This is a genomic window from Mesorhizobium sp. B2-4-13 (assembly GCF_006658535.1).
Classification (GTDB): domain Bacteria; phylum Pseudomonadota; class Alphaproteobacteria; order Rhizobiales; family Rhizobiaceae; genus Mesorhizobium; species Mesorhizobium australicum.
The window spans coordinates 737,456-762,786 of the sequence record NZ_VFVB01000002.1 but is presented as its reverse complement, the minus strand read 5'-3'; the positions used below and the strand labels follow the sequence as shown (position 1 = coordinate 762,786).

The 25,331-nt window shown below is 63.7% G+C and carries 25 protein-coding genes; 4 read left to right on the top strand and 21 right to left on the bottom strand.

Features of this window, described 5'->3' with window-relative positions; genetic code table 11:
- Positions 1 to 29: 29 nt before the first annotated feature.
- From FJ936_RS07830 to FJ936_RS07815, 4 genes are read right to left on the bottom strand one after another with little or no spacing between them, the layout of a single operon-like run.
- Positions 30 to 1,010, bottom strand: a complete 981-nt coding sequence (locus FJ936_RS07830; protein WP_140787941.1) for a hydroxyacid dehydrogenase — start codon at positions 1,008 to 1,010, stop codon at positions 30 to 32.
- A gap of 14 nt (positions 1,011 to 1,024) precedes the next feature.
- The gene (locus FJ936_RS07825) at positions 1,025 to 1,744 is read right to left on the bottom strand and encodes a FadR/GntR family transcriptional regulator (protein WP_015315641.1); all 720 of its coding nucleotides are present in this window, start codon (positions 1,742 to 1,744) and stop codon (positions 1,025 to 1,027) included.
- A 2-nt stretch (positions 1,745 to 1,746) separates the two neighbouring features.
- On the bottom strand, positions 1,747 to 2,916 hold the full coding sequence (locus FJ936_RS07820) for a mandelate racemase/muconate lactonizing enzyme family protein (RefSeq protein ID WP_140787814.1): 1,170 nt from the start codon (positions 2,914 to 2,916) through the stop codon (positions 1,747 to 1,749).
- Positions 2,917 to 2,976: 60 nt separating this feature from the next.
- The gene (locus FJ936_RS07815) at positions 2,977 to 3,864 is read right to left on the bottom strand and encodes a sugar phosphate isomerase/epimerase (protein WP_140787816.1); all 888 of its coding nucleotides are present in this window, start codon (positions 3,862 to 3,864) and stop codon (positions 2,977 to 2,979) included.
- 400 nt (positions 3,865 to 4,264) lie between these two features.
- Here FJ936_RS07815 and FJ936_RS07810 point away from each other — a divergent pair, with 400 nt between their 5' ends.
- The 3 genes from FJ936_RS07810 to FJ936_RS07800 all read left to right on the top strand — a co-directional run bounded on the left by FJ936_RS07810 (position 4,265) and on the right by FJ936_RS07800 (position 7,625).
- On the top strand, positions 4,265 to 5,320 hold the full coding sequence (locus tag FJ936_RS07810; protein WP_140787818.1) for a sugar phosphate isomerase/epimerase: 1,056 nt from the start codon (positions 4,265 to 4,267) through the stop codon (positions 5,318 to 5,320).
- A 53-nt stretch (positions 5,321 to 5,373) separates the two neighbouring features.
- The gene (locus FJ936_RS07805; RefSeq protein ID WP_023770688.1) at positions 5,374 to 6,561 is read left to right on the top strand and encodes a Gfo/Idh/MocA family oxidoreductase; all 1,188 of its coding nucleotides are present in this window, start codon (positions 5,374 to 5,376) and stop codon (positions 6,559 to 6,561) included.
- A gap of 212 nt (positions 6,562 to 6,773) precedes the next feature.
- On the top strand, positions 6,774 to 7,625 hold the full coding sequence (locus FJ936_RS07800; protein ID WP_140787820.1) for a sugar phosphate isomerase/epimerase: 852 nt from the start codon (positions 6,774 to 6,776) through the stop codon (positions 7,623 to 7,625).
- A gap of 294 nt (positions 7,626 to 7,919) precedes the next feature.
- Here the strand turns inward: FJ936_RS07800 and phnE (FJ936_RS07795) are convergent, their stop codons facing one another.
- The 12 genes from phnE (FJ936_RS07795) to phnG all read right to left on the bottom strand — a co-directional run bounded on the left by phnE (FJ936_RS07795) (position 7,920) and on the right by phnG (position 18,368).
- Positions 7,920 to 9,287: a phosphonate ABC transporter, permease protein PhnE gene (gene phnE / locus FJ936_RS07795; protein ID WP_140787822.1), complete on the bottom strand. Its 1,368-nt coding sequence runs from the start codon at positions 9,285 to 9,287 to the stop codon at positions 7,920 to 7,922.
- A gap of 3 nt (positions 9,288 to 9,290) precedes the next feature.
- On the bottom strand, positions 9,291 to 10,247 hold the full coding sequence (gene phnE, locus FJ936_RS07790; protein WP_140787824.1) for a phosphonate ABC transporter, permease protein PhnE: 957 nt from the start codon (positions 10,245 to 10,247) through the stop codon (positions 9,291 to 9,293).
- A 59-nt stretch (positions 10,248 to 10,306) separates the two neighbouring features.
- Complete coding sequence (gene phnD / locus FJ936_RS07785) at positions 10,307 to 11,215, bottom strand: phosphonate ABC transporter substrate-binding protein (protein WP_015315649.1); 909 nt, start codon at positions 11,213 to 11,215, stop codon at positions 10,307 to 10,309.
- Between the two features lie 111 nt (positions 11,216 to 11,326).
- Positions 11,327 to 12,184 (bottom strand): phosphonate ABC transporter ATP-binding protein, encoded by an 858-nt coding sequence (gene phnC, locus FJ936_RS07780; RefSeq protein ID WP_140787826.1) that lies wholly within the window; start codon positions 12,182 to 12,184, stop codon positions 11,327 to 11,329.
- A 130-nt stretch (positions 12,185 to 12,314) separates the two neighbouring features.
- Positions 12,315 to 13,025, bottom strand: a complete 711-nt coding sequence (locus FJ936_RS07775; protein ID WP_140787828.1) for a DUF1868 domain-containing protein — start codon at positions 13,023 to 13,025, stop codon at positions 12,315 to 12,317.
- Between the two features lie 86 nt (positions 13,026 to 13,111).
- The gene (locus FJ936_RS07770) at positions 13,112 to 13,750 is read right to left on the bottom strand and encodes a DapH/DapD/GlmU-related protein (protein ID WP_140618944.1); all 639 of its coding nucleotides are present in this window, start codon (positions 13,748 to 13,750) and stop codon (positions 13,112 to 13,114) included.
- Positions 13,747 to 14,454 (bottom strand): phosphonate C-P lyase system protein PhnL, encoded by a 708-nt coding sequence (gene phnL, locus FJ936_RS07765; RefSeq protein WP_015315653.1) that lies wholly within the window; start codon positions 14,452 to 14,454, stop codon positions 13,747 to 13,749. The genes FJ936_RS07770 and phnL overlap by 4 nt, the downstream gene beginning before the upstream one ends.
- A gap of 46 nt (positions 14,455 to 14,500) precedes the next feature.
- Positions 14,501 to 15,277, bottom strand: a complete 777-nt coding sequence (gene phnK / locus FJ936_RS07760; protein ID WP_015315654.1) for a phosphonate C-P lyase system protein PhnK — start codon at positions 15,275 to 15,277, stop codon at positions 14,501 to 14,503.
- Positions 15,274 to 16,185, bottom strand: a complete 912-nt coding sequence (locus FJ936_RS07755; RefSeq protein WP_015315655.1) for an alpha-D-ribose 1-methylphosphonate 5-phosphate C-P-lyase PhnJ — start codon at positions 16,183 to 16,185, stop codon at positions 15,274 to 15,276. The genes phnK and FJ936_RS07755 overlap by 4 nt, the downstream gene beginning before the upstream one ends.
- Positions 16,182 to 17,294, bottom strand: a complete 1,113-nt coding sequence (locus FJ936_RS07750; RefSeq protein WP_140787830.1) for a carbon-phosphorus lyase complex subunit PhnI — start codon at positions 17,292 to 17,294, stop codon at positions 16,182 to 16,184. The genes FJ936_RS07755 and FJ936_RS07750 overlap by 4 nt, the downstream gene beginning before the upstream one ends.
- Position 17,295: 1 nt before the next feature.
- On the bottom strand, positions 17,296 to 17,907 hold the full coding sequence (gene phnH, locus FJ936_RS07745; RefSeq protein ID WP_140787832.1) for a phosphonate C-P lyase system protein PhnH: 612 nt from the start codon (positions 17,905 to 17,907) through the stop codon (positions 17,296 to 17,298).
- On the bottom strand, positions 17,907 to 18,368 hold the full coding sequence (phnG, locus tag FJ936_RS07740; protein ID WP_140787834.1) for a phosphonate C-P lyase system protein PhnG: 462 nt from the start codon (positions 18,366 to 18,368) through the stop codon (positions 17,907 to 17,909). The genes phnH and phnG overlap by 1 nt, the downstream gene beginning before the upstream one ends.
- Positions 18,369 to 18,477: 109 nt before the next feature.
- Here phnG and phnF point away from each other — a divergent pair, with 109 nt between their 5' ends.
- Positions 18,478 to 19,227, top strand: a complete 750-nt coding sequence (gene phnF, locus FJ936_RS07735) for a phosphonate metabolism transcriptional regulator PhnF (protein ID WP_140661676.1) — start codon at positions 18,478 to 18,480, stop codon at positions 19,225 to 19,227.
- A 2-nt stretch (positions 19,228 to 19,229) separates the two neighbouring features.
- On the opposite strand, the gene FJ936_RS07730 is transcribed toward phnF, so the two are convergent.
- From FJ936_RS07730 to FJ936_RS07710, 5 genes are all read right to left on the bottom strand, one after another.
- Positions 19,230 to 20,246 carry a zinc-binding alcohol dehydrogenase family protein gene (locus FJ936_RS07730; RefSeq protein WP_140787836.1) on the bottom strand — a complete coding sequence of 339 codons (1,017 nt, stop codon included), beginning with the start codon at positions 20,244 to 20,246 and terminating at the stop codon, positions 19,230 to 19,232.
- A gap of 64 nt (positions 20,247 to 20,310) precedes the next feature.
- Positions 20,311 to 21,276 (bottom strand): ABC transporter permease, encoded by a 966-nt coding sequence (locus FJ936_RS07725; protein ID WP_015315661.1) that lies wholly within the window; start codon positions 21,274 to 21,276, stop codon positions 20,311 to 20,313.
- Positions 21,273 to 22,826, bottom strand: coding sequence for a sugar ABC transporter ATP-binding protein (locus FJ936_RS07720; protein ID WP_140618932.1), 1,554 nt, complete (start codon positions 22,824 to 22,826; stop codon positions 21,273 to 21,275). Before FJ936_RS07720 ends, FJ936_RS07725 begins: the two co-directional genes overlap by 4 nt.
- Before the next feature lie 151 nt (positions 22,827 to 22,977).
- Positions 22,978 to 23,970, bottom strand: a complete 993-nt coding sequence (locus tag FJ936_RS07715; protein WP_015315663.1) for an ABC transporter substrate-binding protein — start codon at positions 23,968 to 23,970, stop codon at positions 22,978 to 22,980.
- 336 nt (positions 23,971 to 24,306) lie between these two features.
- Positions 24,307 to 25,305: an aldo/keto reductase gene (locus FJ936_RS07710; protein ID WP_015315664.1), complete on the bottom strand. Its 999-nt coding sequence runs from the start codon at positions 25,303 to 25,305 to the stop codon at positions 24,307 to 24,309.
- Positions 25,306 to 25,331 lie beyond the last annotated feature (26 nt).

Genomic DNA, 25,331 nt, shown 5'->3' with positions numbered 1-25,331 from the left:
TCGCGGAGAATTGGGGCGAAACGGCGATGCTATATCTGCGCCGGAAACCGACGCCGGTAGTGATCGACCACTTCGGGATTGCGCAGATTGACAGGCAGTTTGCCCGCCAGCACCAGCAGGGCTTCGCCGGCCGCGCCGACGCCCATGCGCATCATCGATTCCTCGGTGATTCCCGCCATATGCGGGGTGATGATGACATTGTCGAAGCCGAAATAGGGATGGCTTGGCGGCAGCGGCTGCGTCGAGAAAACGTCGAGCGCGGCGCCGCCGATGCGGCGCTCCCGCAAGGCGTCAACCAGCGCGTCGTCATCGACGACCGGCCCGCGCGACACGTTGATCAGCAGTGCGTTGGGTTTCATGCGGGCGATGCGTTCGCGGCTGATCAGGCCGCGCGTCTCCGGCGTCAGCGGGCAGCAGAGCACGATGATGTCGCTCTGCTCGACCAGCGCGTCGATCGACAGGAAGCCGACTTTTTCCGGCGCCGGCTGCATGCTGCGTGTCGTTGCCACCACTTTGAGGTCGAAGCCGTGTGCGGCGATGTGGCCGACCGCCTGCCCGACGGCGCCGAGACCAACGATGCCGATGGTCTTGCCGGCGAGTTCGATGTTGGCATTGGCGTGCTCGCGTCCGGCCAGCCAGCCCTTGGCGCGCAGGTCACGGTCGACCCGGCGGAACTGCCGCAGCAGTGCAAGCGCGGTGAACATGACATGTTCGGCCACCGAGCGGGCATTGACCGCCGGCACGTTGGCCACGAGCACGCCGGCCGCCGCGGCCGCTTCCATCGGGATCATGTCGAGACCGGCGCCATGGCGGATCGCGGCCCTCAGCTTCCATGCACCCTCGAACAGCGCCGGCGGCAGCGGCGCCCGCACGATGACGATGTCGGCATCCTTGGCCTCCCCCGCCAATGTGCCGGGGTCGAGCGCCGAAGCGATGACCAGCTGGCCGGCGCCGGCCAGCTTGGCCGTGGCGCGCGGGTGCAGCGGATGCGTCGACAGGATCTTTGGCACGGTCTGGGTCACGGTCAGGCCTTTTCGAGTGCCGCGCCCGCGGGCGAAGCCGCCATGCCGCCCTCGATCAGGCCCTTCCAGTAGCTTTCCGCGCCTTGCAGATGGGCGCTCATGAGCGCCTGGGCGAGATTGCCGTCGCGGCGCAGCAGCGCCTCGTAGATCTGCACGTGCTCGGCATGCGAGCGCACGCTGCGTTCAGGATCGTTGAAGTAGATCGGCAGGCGCTGCTCGCCCATCAGATAGTAGACGCTGCAGATGTTGTGAAAGACGCTGTTCTTGGTGGCGCGCACGATCTCGAGGTGAAACTCGCGGTCCTCCTTGGCCAAACCTTCGCCAGCGGCGATGCGGTCTTCCGAGGCTTTGAGGATTTCGCGCAGGCGCTCGAAATTCTCCTCGGTGGCGCGCGAGCAGGCAAGCTCGGCGGCCTTGATCTCATGGATCTTGCGCAACTCGACCGTCTCATAGATCTGCAAGGGATCGAGCGGCAGGCCGGCACGTGCGAACAGCGCCAGCGCCTCGACGCTGGCCTGCTTGGTGTCGATGTAGATGCCCGACTTGGCGCGGCGCTCGACGATGCGCATGGCCTCGAGAATGGCGAGCGCTTCGCGGATCTGGCCGCGGCTGACGCCGAAATGCTCCGCCAGCTCGCGTTCCGACGGCGTGCGGCCGCTCTCCTTGTCCGAGTGGGAGAACAGATAGGCGGCGAGTTCGGCGAGAAGGTTCTTTTCTTTCATCGTCAATTGCGTTGCGCGTGCGCCTCCAGGAATCGCTCCGAAACGGTGAATCCCAATCCGGGCTTTTCCGGGATGGCTATCATACCGTCCTTGGCTTCGACAGCCTCTTCGACCAGATCGTGGATCATCGGGTTGGCGCCGAGCGAATACTCGACGGTGAAACTCGAAGGCGACGCGGCGCAGACATGCAGCCCGGCGAAGAAGCAGGGCGCGCCGGCCCACAGATGCGGCGCAAAGCGCAAATTGAAGGCGCTGGCGATGATGCCGATCTTCATCGCCTCGCTGATGCCGCCACAGAAGGCCGGGTCCGGCTGGAAAATGTCGGCGGCCCTGAGAACGGCGAGATCGCGGAAGGCATAGCGTGTCGCCTCGCTTTCGCCGGTGGCGATCGGAACGGCGCCGGAGGCGCGCACTTCGGCCATGCCTGGCTTGTCGTCGGCGATAACAGGCTCCTCGAACCAGGCGAGATCGAGGTCGTTGACGAGATGGATAAAGCGTTTGGCTTCCGCCACCGTGTAGGTGCCATGGGCGTCGACCATCAGCTCGACGTCGGGGCCGAGTGCCTGGCGCGCGGCGCGCACGCGGGCGGCGGAAATATGTGCCGCGCCGTCCATGGCGCCGACCCGCATCTTCAGCGCCTTGAAGCCGCCTTTGGCGATATAGGATTTCAGCTGTTCCCCGATGGCATCGGCGGAGGCCCAGCCGCCCGAGGCATAGGCCTGCATGCGATCGACCTTGCGGCCGCCGAGGAGCCGCCAGACCGGCTGGCCCAGCGACTTGCCCAGTATGTCCCAGAGCGCGATGTCGACCGCGCTGATGGCGGCGACGCTCATGCCACGCCGCGCCAGTTGTGGCATGGCGTGGCCGGCGCGGGCGGCGCTCTCATGGCGCACGCCGTTGTAGAGCATCTCCCAGATGACGCCGATGTCGGCTGGATCGCGGCCGATCAACTGCGGCCCGACCTCGTGATTCAGCATGTGAACGAGTGCGCCGTAGCTGCCGGCACTGCCGGCTGCGTTCTTGCCTTCGCCCCAGCCGACCAGCCCGTCATCGGTTTCGACGCGCAGGATGGCGGCGTCGAAGGTCGTCACCTGGCCGAAGTCGCTGCGATGCTGCTTCGCGGCTTCGATCGGCACGCGGACCCACCAGGCCTGGACTGTCTTGATGCGCATATTTTTCCCCAGCCCTGCCGCCGGTCGGGGCGGAAGGGCAAATTTCCCAGCGGCAGTCGACTATTTGATCAGCGGCAGCAGTGTTTCGGCGGTGATGCGCATCTGGTCGGTGTAGAATTTCTCGGTCAGCACGCTGGAGCCATGGTCCTGGATGAACTTCAGCTGCTCGGGGGAGATATCGACCGGATGGCGCTCGACCATGTCGGGATAGGGTGCTGCCGGCGTGCGGTCGACCGGGGCGACGAACTCGTTGGTCAGTGCGCCATCGTAGCCGACTTCCTTCAAGGTGGCGACGATCCTTGGCCAGTCGATCTGGCCGAGGCCGGCGGCAAAGCGGTTGTTGTCGGCGACATGGAAGTCGAACAGGCGCTTTCCGACCTGGCGGATAGCGTCATGCACGTTAAATTCCTCCATGTGGATGTGGTAGGCGTCGAGGCAGACGCCGCATTCGGGGCTGACCGCGTCAGCCAGCGCCAGCGCCTGGGCGCCGCGGTTGAACAGATAGGTTTCGAAGCGGTTGAGCGGTTCGACGGCGATCTTGACCCCGACCTTCTTGGCGTGGGTGAAACATTCGCGGGTCGCGTCGACCACCCACTTCCATTCCTCTTCCTCGGTACCGTCCGGGACCACCTTGCCGACGGTTGCCGGAACCAGCGTGATGATCTCGCCATCGAGTTCGCCGACCATCGTCAGCACGTCCTTGACGTATTGCACGGAGCGCTCGCGCTGGCTCTGGTCCCTGGCGGCGAGGTTGCGTTCACCCAGCATCAAGGTCACCGCGCCCCAGCAGCGAATGCCATGCTCCTTCAGCAGCGCCCGCGTCTCCTTGGTCTTGTACTGCGCGGGCTCGCCGGAAATCTCGATCGACTCATAGCCGAATTTCTTGATGCGCTTCAGCGTCGTCTCAAGCGGTTCCGCGCGCATCCAGTTGTGCGTCGAAAGATGCATGGTCTGTCCTTCCCAGATTCGTCCGTATGGTTTGCCTGCGACATGCATCGCCGGAAGACGACGCAAGGGTTCCTCCCCAAGGCATCCCCAGCCTTTTACTGCAAACTGGTTAGACCAATTGGGTCTGAAATGAGGTCTACAGCAAATTCCTTGAGACGGCAACAACTGTGGCGACGCAACTTTCAGGGTGAATTAGTTTGTTGATTACATTGCAATATGTGCCGTTATTTTGGGCTTTCGGAGTGCCTTTTCGGCGCATTCCAAGGCTTGACCAGATTGCCTTATTTGGTCATACCAGAATGGCGGTGTCGGCAGAGCGTCCGACGCGATAAAGACCAAAGTGACTGGCCCTGCTTTCATCAGGCGCTATGCTTGGTCGTGACAAACGAGGAGGATGCCGATGCCGACGACAATGAAGGGCCCTGGACTGTTTCTGGCGCAGTTCGCGGGTGATGCCGCACCGTTCAATTCGCTGACGTCGATCACCAAATGGGCCGCCGGCCTCGGCTACAAGGGCGTGCAGATCCCGACCTGGGACGCGCGCCTGTTCGACCTCAAGAAGGCGGCGTCTTCCAAGGCCTATTGCGATGAGGTGAAGGGCATCTGCACTGACGCCGGGGTCGAGATCACCGAACTGTCGACGCATCTGCAGGGGCAATTGGTGGCGGTGCATCCGGCCTATGACGCGCAGATGGATGGGTTCGCGCCGCCGTCGGTGCACAACAACCCGAAGGCGAGACAGGAATGGGCTGTCGAACAGATGAAGTTCGGTGCCAAGGCATCGCGCAATCTCGGGCTTAATGTCTCGGTGTCGTTCACCGGCTCGCTGGCTTTCCCTTACCTCTATCCCTTTCCGCAGCGCCCCGCCGGACTGATCGAGGAAGCCTTCGGCGAACTCGGCAAACGCTGGAAGCCGATTCTCGACGCCTATGAAGACAATGGTGTCGATGTCGGCTACGAAATCCATCCTTCGGAGGACGTGTTCGATGGGGCGACCTTCGAGATGTTCCTCGACGCGGTCGGCGGCCACAAGCGCTGCAACATCAACTACGACCCTTCGCATTTCCTGCTGCAGCAACTCGATTATCTCGAATTCATCGACATCTATCACGAGCGGGTCAAGGCTTTCCACGTCAAGGACGCCGAGTTCAATCCGACTGGACGGCAGGGCGTGTACTCCGGTTACCAAAGCTGGACGAACCGCGCCGGCCGCTTCCGTTCGCTCGGCGACGGGCAAGTGGATTTCGGCGGCATCTTCTCCAAACTGACGCAGTACAATTACGATTCCTGGGCGGTGCTGGAGTGGGAATGCTGCCTGAAGCATCCGGAGGATGGTGCGGCCGAAGGGGCGCCCTTCATCCAGCACCACATCATCCGGGTGACGGAGAAGGCATTCGACGATTTCGCCGCCGGCACCACGGACAAGAAGCTGCTGCGCGCCATGATGGGATTTTGACACGGCTTTCCCTCTCCCTCGGGGGAGGGGTATCTCACACGAGGGAGAAAAACATGGTTGGTGCATCGAAGTCGGAAACGGGAGGCGGCCCGATCCGTTACGGCATGGTCGGCGGCGGGCAGGGCGCATTCATCGGCGCGGTGCACCGGATCGCGGCGCGCATGGACAATGATTTCGTGCTGGTCGCCGGTGCCCTGTCGGCCGACCCGGCGCGTGCGAAAGCCTCGGCCGCCGAACTCGGGCTCGATCCCTCGCGCAGCTATGCGTCCTACGCCGAAATGGCCAAGGCCGAGGCGAAGCGCTCGGATGGCATAGAGGCGGTGGCCATCGTCACTCCCAACAACGTGCATGTGCCGGCGGCCAAGGCCTTCCTGGAAGCAGGCATCCACGTGATCTGCGACAAGCCGCTGGCAACGACCCTGGCCGAGGCGAAAAAGCTTGCTGCGATCGTCGAAAAGACCGGCAAGGTGTTCGTGCTCACCCACAACTACACCGCCTATCCGATGGTACGGCAGGCGCGCGAAATGGTCGCCAAGGGCGTGCTCGGCGACATCCGCATCGTGCAGTCGGAATATCCGCAGGACTGGCTGACCGAGGACCTCGCCGCCACCGGCCAGAAGCAGGCGGCTTGGCGTTCAGACCCCAAGCAGGCGGGCGCCGGCGGCGCGCTCGGCGATATCGGCACCCATGCCTACAATCTCGCCCGCTTCGTCTCCGGGCTCGAACTCGACTCCCTGTCGGCCGATCTCGACGCCTTCGTGCCGGGCAGGCTGCTCGACGACAATGTCAACGTCATGCTGCGTTTCAAACCGACGGGGAAAACGCATCCGGCCAAGGGCATGATCTGGGCGAGCCAGGTGGCGCCCGGGCATGAGAACGGCCTGAAGCTGCGCATCTACGGTTCGAAGGGCGGGCTGGAATGGGTGCAGGCCGATCCCAACTATCTCTGGTACACGCCCTTCGGCCAGCCGAAACAGTTGATCACCCGCAACGGCGCCGGTGCGCTGCCGGTGGCGGGCCGTGTCAGCCGCGTTCCGTCAGGCCATCCCGAGGGTTACCTCGAAGGCTTCGCCAACATCTACCAGGAGGCCGCACGGGCCATCCGCGCGGCACGCAAGAAGGGTGGCAAGCCAGCAAAGGATGTCGTCTTCCCGACCATCCAGGACGGCGTCGAGGGCATGGCCTTCATCGAGGCCTGCGTGAAGTCGTCGAAGAAGAACGGGGCCTGGACCAAGCTGTAAGAGGCGCCGAGTAACGAGGGCCCCTCACCCGGTAGCCAATCGAATTGCGAAGGCAATTCGGGGCAATCCGGCCTCTCCCCGAGGGGGAGAGGAGGCGTTGGCGCATATCTCTTCTCCCTCTCGGGGTGAAGGTGGCCGCGAAGCGGCCGGATGAGGGGGGTGGCGAAAACCGGCGGTGCAATCAGCCGGCCGCCAAAAAGAGGAGGGCGTCGATGAAGATCGGCATGTGCATGTTCTTGTGGACGACGGCGGTATCGAAGAAGCACGAGCCGCTGCTTCGAGACATCAAGGCAACCGGCTTCGACGGTGTCGAAATCCCGATCTTCGCCGGCACGCCGGACGACTACAGGAAGCTGGGCGAATTGCTCGACCGTATCGGGCTGGAGCGGACCGCTGTGTCAGCCATGGGCGATCCGGCGATGAACCTGATTTCGGCCGATGCGGCAACACGCAAGGCCGGTGTCGACTACATGAAATGGGCAATCGATTGCGCCGATGCGCTTGGCGCCCGCACGCTGAGCGGACCGCTGCATTCGACGCTCGGCGGATTTTCCGGGTCCGGACCGACCGCCGCCGAAAAGAAGCGCTCGATCGCCTCGCAGCGTGCCATCGGCGACCATGCCGGAAAGCGCAACGTCACCGTCGGGCTCGAGGCGCTGAACCGCTTCGAATGCTACCTCCTCAACACCATGGCCGACCTGTCGGAGCATATCGATGCCATCGACCGGCCGCACATCAAGGCGATGTACGACACGTTCCACGCCAATATCGAGGAAGCCGACCCGATCGGCGCCTATACGAAGCACCGGGGCAATGTCGTGCATATCCATATATCGGAGAACGATCGCGGCGTGCCGGGGCGTGGCAACATTCCGTGGAAGGAAACTTTTTCTGCCATTCGCAAGAGCGGCTATGACGACTGGCTGACGATCGAGGCTTTCGGTCGCTCGCTGAAGGATCTGGCGGCGGCGACCAAGGTGTGGCGGGATTTTTCCGAAAGCCCGGAGGCGGTTTACCGGGATGGGTACAAGCATATCAGGGATGGGTGGAGGAAAGCGGCTTAGGCGCCCTACGCCTGGTCCATTTTCTATTTGTGTCGCGTCGCTTGCCAGGTGGTTCCCCCACTCCGTCTCGGCTTCGCCGAGCCACCTCTCCCCCCTCCGGAGGGAGAGGAAGGGGCTTGGTGGCGCCGGGACAGGAAGAGAGCCTCGGCCTTCGGGGACAAGCGCGGATCGGACAGTCTGGTGCCTTTCCTCTACCCCGTCGACCGGGGGAGAGGTGTCGAGCGAAGCTCGACGGAGTGGGGGTCGACCCCTCGGCGCCGGGCGAGACGATGCTTGCGCTTCTGCGTCACAACACTAACCCTGCCTGGCCTGGATCCTGTTATAGTCGTGGATGGTCCGGCTCAGCCGGCGGCGCAGGAAGTTGGATATGTTGTCGAAAACGAAGACGACGAGCAGAATTAGCAGCACCATGTAGAACACGTTAGCCCAGTTGGAATTGGTGCGCATCGCTTCCCACAGTTTCAGGCCGATGCCGCCGGCGCCGACGGCGCCGATGATGGTGGCGCCGCGGGTGTTGGATTCCCACTGGTAGAGTGTCTGGCTGATGAAGACCGGGATCACTTCGGGCATCACGCCGTAGCGCTGCACCAGGATGCCGTTGGCGCCGGTCGAGAGCACGCCTTCGCGCGGCTTGTCGTCGATGTTCTCCAGGCCTTCCGAATAGACTTTGCCGAGGGTGCCGATCTCGGTGAAGAAAATCGCTGCACTTCCCGCCAGCGGGCCGGGGCCGAAGGCGCGGGTGAAGAACAACGCCCAGATCAGCATGTCGACCGAGCGCATGAAGTCGAAGAAGCGCTTGAGCACCTGGCTGAGCACGCCGTTCGGCGTGATGTTGCGCGCCGCGAAGAAGGCAAGGGGGAAGGCGACGATGCCGCCGAGCAGCGTGCCGAGGAAGGCCATGACAATGGTCTGCAGCAGCTTCGTCCAGACGTCGCCGTGCTGCCACTGGGCGTTGTTCCAGACGTTGTCGCCGGCAAGAGCAAGGTTGGTGATACCTGGTTTCAGCTCTGGTCCCGAGACGATCAGCGAGATCACTTCCCGCGCTGATTTGCCGAAGAAGGGCGAGCGCGTGTCGAAAATGAAGTTCGCCCAGCCGAGGAAGCGCTTGCGCACCTTGACGCGGTCGACAGTGACGCGCACCTCGCCGACGAAGCCCATCTTGGCCACCACCTCGTCGTCATGGGCGGTGATCCAGTCCGGTACGGCACCCGTGACCACCGGCTTGCCGCTGGTCAGCGAAACAGGCACGGTCTGGCCGTTGGCGACGATCGTCGCCTGCGTCTTGTCGAAGGTGACGGATTTTGCCGGCCCGTCGATCAGCACGGTGAAGGTGCCGTCTGGATTCCTGACCACCCAGTCGGGATTCGGGTTGTCGCCCAGCGCGGAAAAGCGCGGGTATTTGGGCGTGATCTCCGGCTGGTCGAGACGGAATTCCGGCTGCAGATCGTAGCTGATCCATTGTGTCAGGAAGAGCGGCAGGCGCTCCCAGTGCGATTCCCGCAGCACCTGCGGCAGGCTGAAGAACCACAAGGCATAGATCAGATACAGGAGAGTCCCGACGAACAGGAGCAGCGGACCAAAGCGCTTGTATGCCGGGCGCCGGAACACCTGCGGGTGGCGCGCCTCGATCGACAGAATCTCCTCAGCGGTCATGGTCGCCATGATTTACGCCCCCATCATAAAGGCTTGTTCGCCGACCAGCTTGCGACGAAGCCAGGCGGAAAACTGGTCGATGATGAAGATGGTTGTGAACAGCAGCAGCACCAGCGCCAGCGTCTTGGCGCCGAAGCCGCGCGAGATGGAGAGCTTCAGTTCCTCGCCGATGCCACCCCCGCCGACGGCGCCGATGATGGTCGAGGCCCGCACGTTGATCTCGACGCGCAGCAGCGTATAGGAGACGAAATTGGGCAACACCTGAGGCAGGTCGGCGAAGCGCACCCGTTCGAACCAGTTGGCGCCGACCGCCGTCAGGCCTTCCTCGGCACGCATGTCGATGTTCTCGTTGATCTCGTAGAACAGCTTGCCGAGTGCGCCGATCGAATGCAGGCCGATGGCGATTATAGCGGCGATCGGACCGGTCGAGACGATTGCAGCGAACAGGCCGGCGATGACGATTTCGGGAAAGGCACGCAGCAATTCCATGAAGCGCTTGACCACTAGCCTCAGTGCCGGATGAGGCGTCAGGTTGCGCGCCGCGATGAAGGAAAAGGGCACCGCGAAGACAAAGCCGATGAAGGTCGAGACCAGCGCCACGTTCACGGTGGTCAGCATCAGCTCGAAATATTCGGGGATGTAGAAACCGCCCCAGACGTAGACGCGGCCGAGCGGGAAGTTGAATTCCTGGGTGCCGGTATCATGCGGCGAGGCAATGTCGAACAGCGCCCGCCAGACGTCGTTCCAGTCCCTGGGGACCAGCCAGCTCAGGAAATCCAGAATATGCGGCAGCCGGTCGAAGAAGTGCCCGGCATTGGCTTCGTCGGCGAACCACATGCTGGAAAGCATCGCGGCAAGCAGCAGGCCGACGCCCAGCACGGTATACAACCGGCGCAGCGACGTCTGGCGTCGCCAGGCATCGGCCATCTCGTGGGTGGCACCGGAGGGGGCTGTCACGGAAAGGGTCATGATCGGAGATGCAAAAAGGGCGGTACTTGATGAGGTACCGCCCTTTTGCAATTTCGCCGTTAGCCGCCGATGGCTGCCTTACGGGCTTCGACGATGACGCTGTAGAAGTCCGGCTTCACCGGAACGTAGCCGGTAAAATCGCCGCCTTCGACGCCTTCGAAGCAAGCCTTGTCCTTCTTGGGCAGGTCGGTGAAGAAGGCGGCCAGCTTGGCGGTCATGTCGTCGCCGATCGCGGTGCGAACGACCAGCGGGCCATTCGGGATCAGGCCCGAGCGCCAGACTTCGACGAAGTCGTTGGGGTCGACGGCGCCCTTGGCGACTTCCTTGTGGAAGGTGCCGGAGGTGTAGCCGTTCTTGAAGTCGCCGATGCCCGAGGAATCATCGACCGCGACATCTACCTTACCGTCACGCACGGCCAGAACGTTGTTTTCGTGGCCGCCATTGAACTGTGTCGAAGCGAAGTAGGTCTCGTTCGAGGCGCCGGTGGTCTTCGGAATCTGGGTCAGCGGGATCAGATAGCCGGAGGTCGAATCCGGATCGGCATAGCCGAGCTTCTTGCCCTTGGCTGACTTGATGTCCGTGATCCCCGACGTCTTCAGCGCCAGGCCGATCGAATAGTAGCCGGTGGAGCCGTCCGTCTGCTTGGTGGTGAGGATCGGGGTAACCGCCTTCGGATCCTTGAGATAGACGCTGGCGTAGCCGGAAGCGCCGAGTTCGGCGAAGTCGAGCGTGCCGCCGAGCAGGCCCTGGATGACGCCGTCATAGTCGGCGGCCGGGAACAGCGAAACCTTCTCGAAGCCGAATTCGGCCTTCAGGTGATCGGCCAGGCACTGGTAGTTGCGCAGCCGGTCGGTTTCGTTTTCACCGCCGAGAATGCCGACGCGAAATTCCTTCATGTCGGCGGCATGGGCCATGCTGGTGGCCATGGCGAGCACCGAAACGGCACCGAAAACCATCTTCCTGAACATTGATATCTCTCCTGTAAGTTCCGGCCCCGCGCCGGCAGCGTTCTTGATCTTGACAAGTGCCCTTGACGCGGGCGGACGATCCAGGCTGCTCGCTATTGGCCCTTACTGGGCTCAGTATCCCGGGAATGCGGGTTCGAGCGGTCCGGCGGATGCGGCGATCTTCTGCTTGAAGGCAACACTGGTGGAGGTGATGACCTCCGATATCTCGCCGCCATTGCTATCGGCGCCATAGACAAGACGCACGGCTTGGCGGTCGAGCTCTTCGGGCGGCCCGTCGAAGACGACCTTGCCGGCGGCCATGCCGATGATGCGGTTGCAATAGGTGCGGGCGGTATCGAGCGTATGCAGATTGGTGACAACGGTGATGCCTTCGCGCAGATTGATGTCCTGCAGAGAATCCATCACCACCTTGGCGTTGAGCGGGTCGAGCGAGGCGATCGGCTCGTCGGCGAGGATCACCCTGGGCTGCTGCATCATGGCGCGGGCGATGGCGACGCGCTGCTGCTGGCCGCCCGACAGCGTGCCGGCGGGCTGAAGTGCGGTGCGGGCGATGTCGAGCCGCTCGAGCGCGGCGACCGCCTCGGCGCACTCGGCGCGCGAAAACATGCCGAGAAGATTGGACAGGGTCGAACGGTGGTTCAGTTTGCCGAGCAGCACGTTGGTCAGCACGTCGAGGCGCGGCACCAGGTTGAACTGCTGGAAGATCATGGCGCAGTCGCGCTGCCAGCGCCGCAGCGGCGAGCCGCGCAGCCGGGAGACCTCGGCGCCGTCAAAAAAAATCGACCCCTGGCTGGGGTCGACAAGACGGTTGATCATGCGAAGAAGAGTGGATTTGCCGGCGCCCGAACGACCGATGACGCCGACCATCTGCCCTTGCGGGATCGAGATGCTGACGTCGCTGACGGCGGTGTTCTTGCCAAATCGTCGGCTGACGCCGCGGATTTCGAGCGTGGCAGAGTTTGCTGACATGGGCTGGTTCCAGTCCGGTCCATATTGATCGTCAGGCACTCGCCTAACGCAACCACATGAACCTGCCGTGTCGCGATGATGTCAGTTTTGTTACGCTCCACAGGCGCGGCGACTGGCGCCTTGCGGGCGATCAGCCGAGCACCAGCAATTCCTCGAAATGCTTCATGTCGCGGAATGCGCAGAAGGCGGGAGCCTTGATCTCGATCACCGGCGCCTGGCGCGCGAAAAGTGCCAGGCAATCGTCAAACAGCGCCTGCCACGCGGCGGCCCTATCATCATCAAAGCGCTGGATCTGATAGGCGAAGGTGATGTGGAAGACGTAAGCGTCGTGATCGGGATGCCGGTAGCCGAACGGCACCGCGAGCGCATCGCGCCATGCACGCATGATGCGCGCATCCTCGTCGGTCGCGCCGGCAACGGTGAGGCCGGTCGGCAGGACCTCGGCCACCTTGATGTTGAAAGGGCCGAAGCCCTGGAACCCCTTCAGGCGCTCCAGATAGAGGCGGGTCATGGCGTCGATGCTGGTGTCGAGCGGCACGTCCCGCGGCCAGAAGGGCAGGCGACGGCGATATTCGATTATGCCCTGGAAAAGGGTCATGTGCAGGCTGGAAACGGGCGTGAAGGCGAGGCGGTCGGCATCAGGCATTGCCAGCATCTTCTCGCGGACGGCCAACACCACCGCTTCCGAAGGCGAGCCGCTGACCAGATGGCTGACGACGGTGTTGCCCGGCTCGAGGAGGAAGTTGCCTGACGCGTCGTAGCGCGTGCCGAGATGCGCCGGCGACGCCGGATTGGAGCCGGCAAAGAATCCGGCGAGCGAGGGTCTGACAGTGTCGAGCATGGCGATCTCCTTCAAGGAGATCGCGTCCTGTCCGAGTCCTGTGTCAAGGGTATGAACAAGCCAGCGATATGACGATGATGTGAGGGCTATGCCTCTTTGCCCGATGCCCGTTCTTCGTGTTTCTCCAAAAACGCTTCGGCCGTCAGCTCCCGAAAATCATCGAGCGCGGCGCGCAGCCTCGCGTGATCCCAATCCCACCAGGCAAGCGCCTGGTAGCGCTCGGCGGTGCGGCGGTCGAAGCGCTCGCGGATCGGTTTTGCCGGTACGCCGGCGACGATCGTGTAGGGCGCGACGTCCTTCGAGACGACCGCGCCGGCGCCAACGGCGGCGCCGTCGCCGACGGTGACGCCGGGCAGGACGGTCGAGCCGTGGCCGAGCCAGGTGTCGTGGCCGATGATGACGCGCTTGGCGCGGCGCTCGGCGAAGAATTCGCTCTCATGCTCGGCGTCGTCCCAATAGTCGGAGGCGCGGTAGGTGAAGTGGTGCAGCGTCGGCCGCCAGGTCGGGTGGTTGGTGGCGTTGAGGCGCACGCTGGCGGCGATGTTGGCAAATTTGCCGATCGTCGCGCACCAGACCGCGCAGTCCTGCATCATGTAGGAATAGTCGCCGATCTCGCTTTCCGAAACCCGGCTGCGGTCGGCGATCTCGGTCCAGCGGCCGAGTGTCGAGTTGTGCACCTCCGCCGTCGGGTGAACCAGCGGCGTCTCCGATAGCTTCCTGGTCATGCGGCGATTTTTCCCGGAGCGAAGGCGGTGACGTCGATGATGCGGTCGGCCACCGCCTCGCGCACATCGTGATCGTGGAAGATGCCGAGCAGGGCGACGCCCGCCGCCTTTTTGGCGGCGATGAGTTCGATCACCACGTCGCGGTTCGTCGCGTCGAGCGATGCGGTCGGCTCGTCGAGCAGCAGGATGGGGTGCTCGGTGATGAAGCCTCGCGCGATGTTGACACGCTGCTGCTCGCCGCCCGAGAAGGTTGCCGGTGGCAGCATCCAGAGTTTTTCCGGCAGGTTGAGCTGGGCCAGCAACGCGCGTGCCTTGGCTCGGGCTGCCTCGCGCTCCTCACCGCGTTCAACCAGTGGCTCAGCGACGACGTCGAGAGCCGAGACGCGCGGCACGGTGCGCAGGAACTGGCTGACATAGCCGATCGTTTGCCGGCGTACGGCAAGCACGGTGCGCGGGCTGGCATGGGCGAGGTCGATCAGTCCGTCCTCGTGCCTGACGATGATCTGGCCTTCGTCGACGGCGTAGTTGCCGTAGAGCATCTTCAGGATCGAACTCTTGCCGGCGCCGGACGGACCACCGAGCACGGTGCATTCGCCCGCCTTGATCGAGAACGAGACACCCGCGACGACAGGGAGTTTGATGCCGTCGCGCAGATGCATGGTGAAGCTTTTGGCAACGTCGGAAACAACGAGTGGGGTCGGCATCAGAAGGTTCTCCAATCGTCAATCGTCGGCGGGACACGCGCCATCATCACACCTGCAAAATCGAGGAAACCAGCAATTGCGTGTAGGGCGCGCGCGGGTCGTCGAGGACGCGGTCGGTGAGGCCGCTTTCGACGACGCGGCCGTCCTTCATCACCATCATGCGCTGCGACAGCAGCCGCGCCACGGCGAGGTCGTGGGTGACGACGATCGCGGCAAGGCCGAGGTCCGTGACCAGGCCGCGCAAGAGATCAAGCAGGCGGGCCTGCACCGAGACATCCAGGCCGCCGGTCGGCTCATCCATGAACACCAGCCGTGGCCCGGTGACGAGATTGCGGGCGATCTGCAGCCGCTGACGCATGCCGCCGGAAAAGGCGCGCGGTTCGTCGTCGATGCGGTCTTCCTCGATCTCGACGCGCGACAGCCAGTCGACCGCGGTAGCGCGGATCTTGCCGTAGTGGCGGTCGCCGACCGCCATCAGCCGTTCGCCGACATTGGCGCCGGCCGAGACCGTCATGCGCAGGCCGTCGGCTGGGTTCTGATGGACAAAGCCCCAGTCGGTGCGCATCAGGAAGCGGCGCTCGGCCTCGCTCATGCGGTAGAGCTCGCGGAACTGGCCGTCGCGCATGCGGTAGCTGGCTGTGCCGGAGGAAGGCAGCAGCCGCGTCGACAGGCAGTTGAGCAGCGTCGTCTTGCCGGAGCCGGACTCACCGACGACCGCCAGAACCTCGCCCGGCCACAGGTCGAAGGAGACATTGTCGCAGCCGACCCGCGAGCCATAGAACTTGGAGAGCGCCGAGACGCGCAGCAGCGGTTCGTCGGTCATTGCGCCGGCTCCATGTTTCCTGCGGCAAGATCGGTTTCGGGGGCAAGGTGGCCGCGATGGCCGTCGGCGCGCCGCTTCTCGCAATAATCGGTGTCGGAGCAGACGAACATGTGGCCGCCATGGTCGTCGAGGATGACCTCGTCGAGATAGACATTCTCGGCCGCGCACAGCGCACAGGGCTGATCGAAAGTCTGTACCTCGAACGGATGATCCTCGAAGTCGAGGCTCACCACATCGGTGAAGGGCGGCACGGCGTAGATGCGCTTTTCGCGGCCGGCGCCGAACAGCTGCAGGGCCGGCGAGCGGTGCATCTTGGGATTGTCGAATTTTGGCGTCGGCGACGGGTCCATCACATAGCGGCCCTCGATCTTGACCGGATAGGCATAGGTGGTGGCGATGCGGCCGTGCTTGGCGATGTCCTCATAGAGCTTCACATGCATGAGGCCGTATTCTTCCAGCGCATGCATTTTCCGCGTTTCGGTCTCGCGCGGCTCGAGGAAGCGCAGCGGTTCGGGGATGGGCACCTGGTAGACCAGCACCTGGCCCGCCGTGAGTGGATGTTCGGGGATGCGGTGACGGGTCTGGATGATGGTGGCGGTGGCGGTATCGGTGGTGACCGCGACGTTAGCGACTTTCTTGAAGAAGGCGCGGATCGACACGGCATTGGTGGTGTCATCGGCGCCCTGGTCGATGACCTTGAGCACATCGTCGGGGCCGATAATCGACGCGGTGACCTGCACGCCGCCAGTGCCCCAGCCATAGGGCATCGGCATTTCGCGCGAGGCGAACGGCACCTGGTAGCCCGGAATGGCGATGCCCTTGAGGATCGCGCGGCGTATCATCCGCTTGGTCTGCTCGTCGAGATAGGCGAAGTTGTAGGTGGCGATGTCTGTCGGTTGCGCAGTCATTCCGCTGCCTCCTTTTTTTCTTCCGCCTTCGCTGGATTCTCGCGTGCTTCGTACTCGGCGCGCATGCGACGTACGAGATCGAGTTCGGCCTGGAAGTCGACGTAGTGCGGCAGCTTCAGGTGCTCGACGAAGCCGGTGGCCTGGACATTGTCGGAGTGCGAGATGGCGAACTCCTCGTCCTGGGCGGCGGCGACGATATCCTCGCCGAGCTCGGAGGCGCGCAAGGCGCGGTCGCAGAGCGCCATGGCCATCGCCTTGCGTTCGCTCTGGCCGAAGACGAGGCCGTAGCCGCGGGTGAATTGCGGCGGCGCCTTGGCCGAGCCCTTGAACTGATTGACCATCTGGCATTCGGTGACGCGCACCGTGCCGAGCGGCACGGCGAAGGGCAGTTCGGGAACGTCGAGTTCCAGCTCGACCTCGCCGATGCGGATTTCGCCGACGAAGGGATGGTTGCGGGCATAGCCGCGCTGGGTGGAATAGCCGAGCGCCAGCAGAAAACCCTCGTCGCCGCGCGACAGTGCCTGCAGGCGGATGTCGCGCGCCATCGGGAATTCCAGCGGCTCGCGGGTGATGTCGCCGGGCACATGGTCCTGCGGCATCTGGCCATCCGGTTCGATCAGACCTTCACGGGCGAGGATCGCCGAGACGCGCGGCATCGCCTGCGCTTCCGTCTCGCGCTGCAAGGGCTCGGCGACATCGGCGCCAGCGGCAAGTTCAGGGTCGAGCAGCCGATGCGTGTAGTCGAAGGTCGGGCCGAGCAACTGGCCGCCTGGCAGATCCTTGTAGGTCGCCGAGATGCGCCGTTCGACCAGCATGGCGCCGGTGTCGATCGGCTTGCTGTAGCCGAAGCGCGGCAGCGTTGTGCGATAGGCGCGGACCAGGAAGATCGCCTCGATCATGTCGCCGCGCGCCTGCACGATGGCTAGCGCGGCCAGTTCCCTGTCATAGAGCGAGCCTTCGCTCATCACCCGGTCGACGCCGAGCGCCAGCTGTTCCACGATCTGGTCGAGGCGAAGTGCGGGCACCGAGCGGTCGCCGCGCCGGCGGTCGGCAAGCAGGCTGTGGGCGTTGGCAATGGCGGCTTCGCCACCTTTTACCGCGACATACATCTTACGCCTCCATCGTCTTGATACGCGTCGTGCGCGGCAGGCAGGCTATGCGGTCCGATGTGGCGAGGATGATGTCGACGCCGCGCGGAAAGCGCCTGATATTCTGCTTCCACTGCTCGACGAAATGGCGCGGCATCTGTGCCGGCGCGATCGTGGCGCTGGTTTCAATGCCCGGGCCTTCCAGCAAGAGCGGGGTCCCTGAAGTGAGATCGCCGACCTGCAGGATCAGCGTCGTCGATCGGTCGGGATAATCCTGCGTGCCCTGTGCAAAACCGTCGAGCGCCATCATCTCGGCCGGCGTGGCAACAAACGCGAAATGCGCGTCGGCCGGCGTGTTGGCCAGCGGCGCGCCCGTATGGAACCCAAGCCAGGACCCGATCGCGGCGGAGGCATGCAGGGCAGGGTCGAGCCAGAGCGGCGTGTCGTTGTCGCATAGCGCCAGTGCTACGGCGCCCGACGTCGCCGAGAGCGGAGCCGGCGGGCGGGCCAGGGGTGGCAAGGGGTGGACACTGCCCGGCCGCGCCATGGCATCCATGACGGCCCGAAACACGGTCTGAGCGTTGAAGACCGGATCGGCGAAACCGCCCTCGATCGATTGCGCAGCGATATCCATCAATCTTCTCCGCGAACCATGGTGAAGAAATCCACCTTCGTTGCCGCCGTCTCGGCGCGGCGTTTTTCCTGGGCAGCGGTGAGAGCCGAGCGTAAAGGCGTAATGAGCCTGGTCTCGACCTCGGTGCGGCGGGCAGGGTCCTGCCAGAGCGCGTCGGCTATTGCTCCCAGCTTCGCCTTCTGCTTGTCGCGGCCAAGCGCGTAACAATGGCCGACCTGCCCGGATGGCAGCCGGACAGTAGCACGCGTGACGGTCGCCTCGCCGACATTGAAGGGCGCGCCGCCGCCGCCGATGCGGCCACGAAGCGTGACAAGGCCCGTCTCGGGACCGCGCAGAAGTTCGGCTTGCGAAGGCAGGCCGGACTCGTTCCAGAGCCGGACGATGTCGTCGCCGCTCGATTGCGCCAGCGTCGCCATGGCGGCCTTGCGCTCGGCCTGGTCGCGGCCTTCCTGTCCTCGCATCGCCAACTTCCTCTCAGCTAAATTTGTCTATTGATATAGACAACTATACAAATATACATGTTACCTAACGCGAGTCCATGACGGGTGCGTGACAGGCCGGGGGCAAAACATGATCGGGCATGATGTGGCCGACAGCATCGAGCGGCGCAGCGGCGTCTCACTGTGGCGCCAGATCGCCGACAGGATCCTGCAATCCATCGCCGCCGGCGATTTCGCCGAAAACGCCGCGCTGCCGCCCGAAGTCGCGCTGGCCGAGCGCTACGGCGTCAACCGTCACACCGTACGCAGCGCCATATCGGCCCTCGTGCAGGAGGGCGTGCTGCGGGCCGAGCAGGGACGCGGCACCTTCGTCCTGTCACGCAAGCGGCTGTCCTATCCGATTGGCGCGCGGACACGCTTTTCGACTGGCCTGCAGGGGCAGACGTCGGAACGGCACATCGTGCTGCTCGCTTCGTCGGTCGAGCCCGCCAGCCAGCGCGTGGCCGAAGGCCTTGGCCTTGCCAGGGGTGCCGAGGTGATCCGGTTGGAGACACGCGGCGAGGCTGACGGACGGCCAGTGTCGCGCGCCGCTGGATGGTTCGATGCCCGGCGCTTTGCCGGCATCGACAAGGCGATGGCGCAAACCGGTTCTATCACCGCCTCGCTCGCACGTTTCGGTATCGACGATTATCTCAGGCAATCGACCGTGCTCTCGGCGCGCCATGCCGACGCCGCCGATCTCGCCGATCTCGATCTGCAGCCGGGCGCCATCGTGCTGGTCACGGTTGCGGTCAACGTCACACCCGACGGCCAGCCGATCCAGTTTTCGGAGTCGCGTTTTCCGGCCGAGCGGGTGGAGTTGAAGCTGTCGGCGCTGTAGGGCTATCCGATCTCGATCACGGCCTTGATCAGGCCCGACTTTTCATGCGCCCAGCGTGCGAGATCTCCTGGCGTATCGGCCAGCGTGGTGCGGTGGGTGACAAGCTTGGCCAACGGCACGGCACCATTGCGGATCGAGGCCGCGACATGGTCGAAGTCGGCGCGCAACGCATTGCGGCTGCCGATCAATGTCATTTCTCGCTTGTGGAACTCGGGATCGGAAAAAACAATATCGTCCTTGACGACGCTGACCAGCACCAGCGCTCCGCCATGCGCGACGTGGGCAAAGGCCGATTGAACCGATCGCGTGTTGCCGGTGGCGTCGAAGACTACGTCGAAGCCTTCGCCGTCGGTCGCATCACGCACCAGATCGGACACGGGTCCTTGCGAGCCGTCGAGAATCGAAAAGCCGAGTTCACTCGCCGCGAAGACCAGTCTTTCGGTGCTCATATCGAGAAGTGTCACATCCAACCCGGCAATGCGGGCGAAGATGGCGGTGCCGAGCCCGATCGGGCCGGCGCCGATGACCAGGGTGCGGGCGCCAGGCTCGGCCCGGGCGCGCCGGACGGCATGCGCCCCGATGGCCAGGAATTCGACGGCGGCGGCGTCGGCGAGCGACAGGCCGTTGGTGGGATAGAGATTCTTAGCCGGCACCAGGATCTGTTCGCACATGGCGCCGTCGCGGTGCACGCCGAGCACTTCGATCCTGACACAGCAATTGGGCTTGCCGTGCCGGCAGGCGATGCATTTGCCGCAGGCAAGGTAGGGGTTGATGATCACCGGTTCGCCAAGGGCGAGGTCGACGCCTTCGCCCCGCTCGGTCACTGTGCCGGAGACTTCATGGCCCATGATGCGGGGATAGGCGAGGAAAGGGTGCTTACCCTCGAAGATATGGTAGTCGGTGCCGCAGATGCCGACATGACTGACCGCCACCAGGGCCCAGCCGGGAGGCGGGGCGCCGGGAGCCGGGTGGTCTTCGACAGCAAGGTCGCCGGGCGAGCGGCAGACGACGGCTTTCATGCTTTGATCCAGTCTGTTCAAGAAATCGCCGGCCCGCGCCAGGCCGGCGATCGATTGGAATGCGTCATTTGCCGCGGCGGCGCAGTCCGTCGAAGTAGACGATGATGATGATCAGCGCGCCGGTGATGATGCGCTGCCAGAACGAGTTGACGTTGAGCAGGTTGGCGCCGTTGTTGATGGTGGCCAGGATGAAGGCGCCAAGCAGCGGCCCGTGCACCGAGCCGACCGCGCCGAACAGCGAGGTGCCGCCGATGACCGAAGAGGCGATCGCCTGCAGTTCCCAGCCCTCGGCCTGGGTCGGGTTGCCGATGCCGATGCGGGCGGCGAGCAGCACGCCGACGAAGGCCGCGCACAGGCCGGACAGCGTGTAAGCCATGTAGATGGTGCGCTGGACATTGACGCCGGACAGGCGCGAGGCCTCGGCGTTGGAGCCGACCGAAAAGAGGTAGCGGCCCCAACGGCTGTGATGCAGGAAGACATAGGCGGGCACACCCACCAGGATCACCATCCAGAACAAATTGGGAATGCCGATAAAGGAATTGCGCGAGAAGGCGGTAAAGCTGTCGCTGTTGATGTTGATCGAGTTCCCGTTGGTCATCAAAAGGCCGATGCCGCGCAGCGAGGTCAGCGTCGCCAGCGTGATGATGAAGGGCGGCAAGCCCATCTTGACGATGCCGAAGCCATGGAAAAGGCCGATGGCGACACCGACGAGCAAGGTGATCAAGATGGCGACCGCGATCGGAACGCCGGCATTGATCAGCATGGCGACGACGACGGTGGCGAAGCCGACCACCGCGCCGACCGACAGATCGATGCCGCCGGTGATGATGACGAAGGTCTGGCCGACCGCCATGATGGCGATCATCGAGCCCTGCCGCAGAAGATTGGCGATGTTGTTGCCCGAGGCGAAGCTTGGCGTCGCCAGGGACAGGACGATCCAGAGCAGCACCAGCAGCGCCAGCAGCGTCAGCCCGAACAGGACGTTGTAGTTGCGCTTCGGTTTTTCGGCGGGGATCGCCTCGATGCTCATGTCTGTCCTCCCAGTTTTTCTTGTTTCTCGGCGAGCGCCTGCGTGAGAATGTCCTCGTGACTGGCGGTATGGAACCCGTGCGTGGCCACCAGCTTGCCGCGCCGGAACACGTGCAGCGTGTCGGCCAGTTCGTAGACCTCCGGCAAATAGGACGAGATCAGGATGATGCCGGCGCCCTTCGACAACAGCTCGCCGAACAGGCGATAGATCTCCGCCTTGGTGCCGACATCGACGCCGACCGTCGGTTCGTCGAAGATGAACAGCTTGGCGCCGTGCGCCAGCCACTTGCCGATGACGATCTTCTGCTGGTTGCCGCCCGAAAGGCTCGACGCCAGCGCCCCGCGCGTCGGCGTCTTGATCCTCAGGCCGGCGATCTGACGGTCGGCCTCGGCCTTCTCTTTCGCATTCGAGATCAACAGATTGCTGGAGATGCGCTTGTAGATCGGCAGGTTGAGGTTGAGGCCAACCGGCAAATTGAGGCAAAGGCCTTGGTCGCGGCGGCTTTCCGGCGCCAGTGCCATGCCGAGCTTGATCGCGTCGTGCTCGGAGTTGATCTGGACGTCCTTGCCTTCCCACAGGATCTGGCCGGCCGACTTCTTATGACGTCCATAGAGCGAGGTGACGAACTCGCTGCGGCCGGCGCCGATCAGTCCATAGAGGCCGACGATCTCACCGGCACGCACCGTCATCGAGATGTTCTCGAAGCCTTTGCCCGACAGGTTCCTTGTTTCGACGATCGGAGCGCCCGGCGTGAAATGCTCCTTGTGATAGACCTGTTCGATAGAGCGGTTGATCATCATCTTGACCAGCTCGGCATCATTGGTCTCGGCGATATTGCGTGTGCCGACCAGCGTGCCGTCGCGCAGCACGGAAACCCGGTCGGCGAGTTCGAAGACCTCCTCCATGCGATGGCTGATGTAGATGATCGTCACGCCTTCACCCTTCAGGCGCCGGATCAGCGTGAAAAGCTGGTCGGCCTCCTTGCGGGTGAGGTAGGCCGTGGGTTCGTCGAAGATCAGGAATTTGGTGCCGCGCACCGTGGCGCGGGCAGCGGCGATCAGCTGTTGCTGGCCGATGGTGAGATCACCCAGCACGACATGCGCCGGCAGGTCGAAGCCGAGATCGTCGATGATCGTCTGCGCTTCCCTGACCATGGCGCGCTGCTGCAGGATGCCGAAACGGGAATTTTCCTCGCCAAGGAACATGTTGGCGGCGACCGTCAGGTGACGGCACAGCACGACTTCCTGGTGCACGGCATTGATGCCGAGCGCCATCGCTTCATGCGGCGTCGCCAGGGCTGCCGGCTGCCCTTCCCAGAGGACCTCGCCAGAGGTGCGCGGCATGACGCCGGTCAGGAGTTTGATGAGGGTCGATTTGCCGGCGCCGTTCTCGCCGACGATGGCGTGGATTTCGCCTGACTTGAAGGCGAGATTGACCGGCTTCAGCGCATGGGTGCCGGGGTAGCGTTTTTCCAGCCCGCGCAGCTCGAGGATGGTCCTGCCAGGTTCCAGCACGGGGGCCGGATGCAGTTCCTGCGCCGTCGGCGTCATGACAATCCTCCCAGATTGGCCTCGCGGTTGGCATTCGGCGAGGCTGCGGTCGTCTTTCAGGCGAAGGCCAAACGGGCTGATCGCCAAGCCGCTTTGGCGGCGGATGCTTCCGGGGCCTCTGGCCCCGGAAGCGGTTTTGAACGCCGGCTGCTTAGAGCTTGGGATTGAGCAGCGCGTCGATCTTGGGGTCCTTCATATTGGCCTTGGTCACCAGATTAGCGCCGGTGTCGACATTGGCCTCGACCTTTTCGCCCTTCGAGGCGGCGAGCGCGGTCTTGATGCCGTCATAGCCCATCCGGTAGGGATCCTGGACGACGAGGGCGGAAATGACGCCGTCGTTGAGGAACTTGATCAGCTTCTCGTCGCTGTCGAAGCCGACCAGCGCCAGCTTGCCGCCAAGGTTGTTCTCGGCGACGGCCTGGCCGACGCCCTGCGCCATGATCAGGTTGGAGGCGAAGATGCCCTTGAGGTTCGGATTGGCGGTGATCAGGTCGGTGGCGATGTTGAGGCCGGTGGTGGCCTGGCCGTCGGCGTATTTGTCGGCGACCAGCTTCAGGCCGGGATATTTTGCCTTGAGCTGCTCGGTGAAGCCCTGCTTGCGCTGTTCGAGCGAGCCGGCGCCGGGAGCGTTGGTGATCAGGGCGACGTCGCCCTCGATCTTGCCGCCATTGGCGGCGCCGATGGCGGCGGCAAGGCCGTCCGCGGCGACGCGTCCGCCCTGCACGTTGTCGGTGGTCAGGAACGAGGTGAAGGCCTTGGAGTCGGCGCCGGAGTCGATGCCGATGACCTTGACCTTGGCGGCTGCTTCATCGATCGGCTTGCCCAGCGCCTTGAACTCGGTGGGCGCGATCACGATCGCGGCCGGGTTGCTGGCGACGGCGTTCTCGAGGATCGAGACCTGGCCATTGACGTCGGTCTCGGCCTGGGCGCCGAGTTCCGGCACGTTGATGCCGAGATCCTTGCCGGCCTTGCGGGCGCCGGCCAGAACGATCTGCCAGTAGAAGGACGTGGTGTCCTTGACGATGATCGGGATGGTCACATCCGCCGCCGAAACCGGTGCGGTATGCATGACGCCGGTGAGCATCGATGCTGCCGCCAGGGCCATGACGGCGCGGCGGTTGAGAATGCTGGTCACGAATTTCATAGGATCCTCCCTAAGTCGCCCGGTGAACGTTAACGGAAGCTCCGTCCGGATAGGCGTGGCCCAAACAGAACTTTATCAATAAAAAACAGTTGCACCGTTTTGATAGTGCATCGATCCAGCCGATGCAAGCGGTGTTTCAGCCAGTTCTTCCAACTGCCCGACAATGACTCCCCCAGCGGCGGCTCTCCCTTGTCGCGGTCAGGCGCTCCCGTTTCCGTTCTGCGAAGGTATGGAATATTAATTCCATAGATCAGTCAACATGGAATGTTCATTCTTCTCTGGATCGCGACATCGCGAAGGCGGGTCGCGCGCCCGTGCACATCACGAAGATGCGCTTCAATGCAGTTCCTGCACCACCGTGTAGGGACGATACCTGGCATAGTCCGTCTCCGGCACGTCGATATCGAGCAGTTCGAGGTTGCGCGTCAGGTTTGCCAATTTTGCGGTACCGGTCAGCACAGTGGCGACCGCGGGTTCGTGCAAAGGAAACTGGAACGCGGCGGCGGGCAGCGGGTAGCCACCTTCAGCGGCGATCTTCTCCATGGCGTCGACACGGTCGAGAACATCGCGGCTGGCGGGCTGGTAGTCGAAATGCGCCCCTTGCACCGGCCCGGTCGCCAATATGCCTGAGTTGAAAACCCCGCCAATGACAAGCGAGGTCCGTTGCGCCCGGCACAGCGGCAGCAATTCGGCTTCCGCGCTGCGGTCGAGCAAGGAATAGCGGCTGGCGAGCAGGATGCAGTCGAGCGGCGCGCGGCGCATCACGTCGAGGCAGATCTGGACTTCATTGACGCCGAGCCCGTAGGCGGAAATCGTGCCGGCCCGCTTCAGCTCCTCGAGCGCCTTGAGGCCGCCGTCCATCAACTGGCGAAAGTGCAATTTGGTTTTCTCGACACCGTGCGTGTAAACGCCGATATCGTGGACAAACAGGATGTCTATCCTGTTTAGCCCAAGGCGCGCATAGCTGAACTCGACCGAGCGCATGATGCCGTCATAGGAATAGTCGTAGTCCAGCGCGAAGGGCAGCGGATCGACATAGGAGTGGTCTGGCACCTGATCTTCGGGCACCGGGTGAAGCAGGCGGCCGACCTTGGTCGACAACACATAGGAATCACGTGGCTTGTAGCGCAGGAAATCGCCGAAGCGCCGTTCCGACAGGCCGAAACCGTAGAAGGGCGCGGTGTCGAAATAGCGCAGGCCCGCCTCCCAGGCACCCTGCAGCGTTTCCATTGCCGCTTCGCGCGAACACGCCCGGTAGAGGCCGCCGATCGCGGCGCCTCCGAAACTGACTTCGGTGACCTCCAACGCGGTCTGGCCGATGCGGCGTTTTTCCATGCGCAACCTCCCTATCCCGGCCACTT

Coding starts and splice junctions, on each gene's coding strand:
- FJ936_RS07815 (WP_140787816.1), bottom strand. CDS start 3,864: ATGCATCTTTCGACGCACAACTGGATGCGCGCGGAACCGCTTGAGACG.
- FJ936_RS07725 (WP_015315661.1), bottom strand. CDS start 21,276: ATGAGCATCGAGGCGATCCCCGCCGAAAAACCGAAGCGCAACTACAAC.
- FJ936_RS07750 (WP_140787830.1), bottom strand. CDS start 17,294: ATGTATGTCGCGGTAAAAGGTGGCGAAGCCGCCATTGCCAACGCCCAC.
- phnH (WP_140787832.1), bottom strand. CDS start 17,907: ATGGATATCGCTGCGCAATCGATCGAGGGCGGTTTCGCCGATCCGGTC.
- FJ936_RS07715 (WP_015315663.1), bottom strand. CDS start 23,970: ATGAAATTCGTGACCAGCATTCTCAACCGCCGCGCCGTCATGGCCCTG.
- FJ936_RS07825 (WP_015315641.1), bottom strand. CDS start 1,744: ATGAAAGAAAAGAACCTTCTCGCCGAACTCGCCGCCTATCTGTTCTCC.
- FJ936_RS07810 (WP_140787818.1), top strand. CDS start 4,265: ATGCCGACGACAATGAAGGGCCCTGGACTGTTTCTGGCGCAGTTCGCG.
- phnK (WP_015315654.1), bottom strand. CDS start 15,277: ATGACCGACGAACCGCTGCTGCGCGTCTCGGCGCTCTCCAAGTTCTAT.
- FJ936_RS07720 (WP_140618932.1), bottom strand. CDS start 22,826: ATGACGCCGACGGCGCAGGAACTGCATCCGGCCCCCGTGCTGGAACCT.
- phnE (WP_140787824.1), bottom strand. CDS start 10,247: ATGACCCTTTCCGTGACAGCCCCCTCCGGTGCCACCCACGAGATGGCC.
- FJ936_RS07710 (WP_015315664.1), bottom strand. CDS start 25,305: ATGGAAAAACGCCGCATCGGCCAGACCGCGTTGGAGGTCACCGAAGTC.
- phnC (WP_140787826.1), bottom strand. CDS start 12,184: ATGTCAGCAAACTCTGCCACGCTCGAAATCCGCGGCGTCAGCCGACGA.
- FJ936_RS07755 (WP_015315655.1), bottom strand. CDS start 16,185: ATGACTGCGCAACCGACAGACATCGCCACCTACAACTTCGCCTATCTC.
- phnD (WP_015315649.1), bottom strand. CDS start 11,215: ATGTTCAGGAAGATGGTTTTCGGTGCCGTTTCGGTGCTCGCCATGGCC.
- phnF (WP_140661676.1), top strand. CDS start 18,478: ATGATCGGGCATGATGTGGCCGACAGCATCGAGCGGCGCAGCGGCGTC.
- FJ936_RS07805 (WP_023770688.1), top strand. CDS start 5,374: ATGGTTGGTGCATCGAAGTCGGAAACGGGAGGCGGCCCGATCCGTTAC.
- FJ936_RS07770 (WP_140618944.1), bottom strand. CDS start 13,750: ATGACCAGGAAGCTATCGGAGACGCCGCTGGTTCACCCGACGGCGGAG.
- FJ936_RS07730 (WP_140787836.1), bottom strand. CDS start 20,246: ATGAAAGCCGTCGTCTGCCGCTCGCCCGGCGACCTTGCTGTCGAAGAC.
- phnG (WP_140787834.1), bottom strand. CDS start 18,368: ATGCGAGGACAGGAAGGCCGCGACCAGGCCGAGCGCAAGGCCGCCATG.
- FJ936_RS07820 (WP_140787814.1), bottom strand. CDS start 2,916: ATGCGCATCAAGACAGTCCAGGCCTGGTGGGTCCGCGTGCCGATCGAA.
- FJ936_RS07800 (WP_140787820.1), top strand. CDS start 6,774: ATGAAGATCGGCATGTGCATGTTCTTGTGGACGACGGCGGTATCGAAG.
- phnE (WP_140787822.1), bottom strand. CDS start 9,287: ATGGCGACCATGACCGCTGAGGAGATTCTGTCGATCGAGGCGCGCCAC.
- phnL (WP_015315653.1), bottom strand. CDS start 14,454: ATGCCGACCCCACTCGTTGTTTCCGACGTTGCCAAAAGCTTCACCATG.
- FJ936_RS07775 (WP_140787828.1), bottom strand. CDS start 13,025: ATGCTCGACACTGTCAGACCCTCGCTCGCCGGATTCTTTGCCGGCTCC.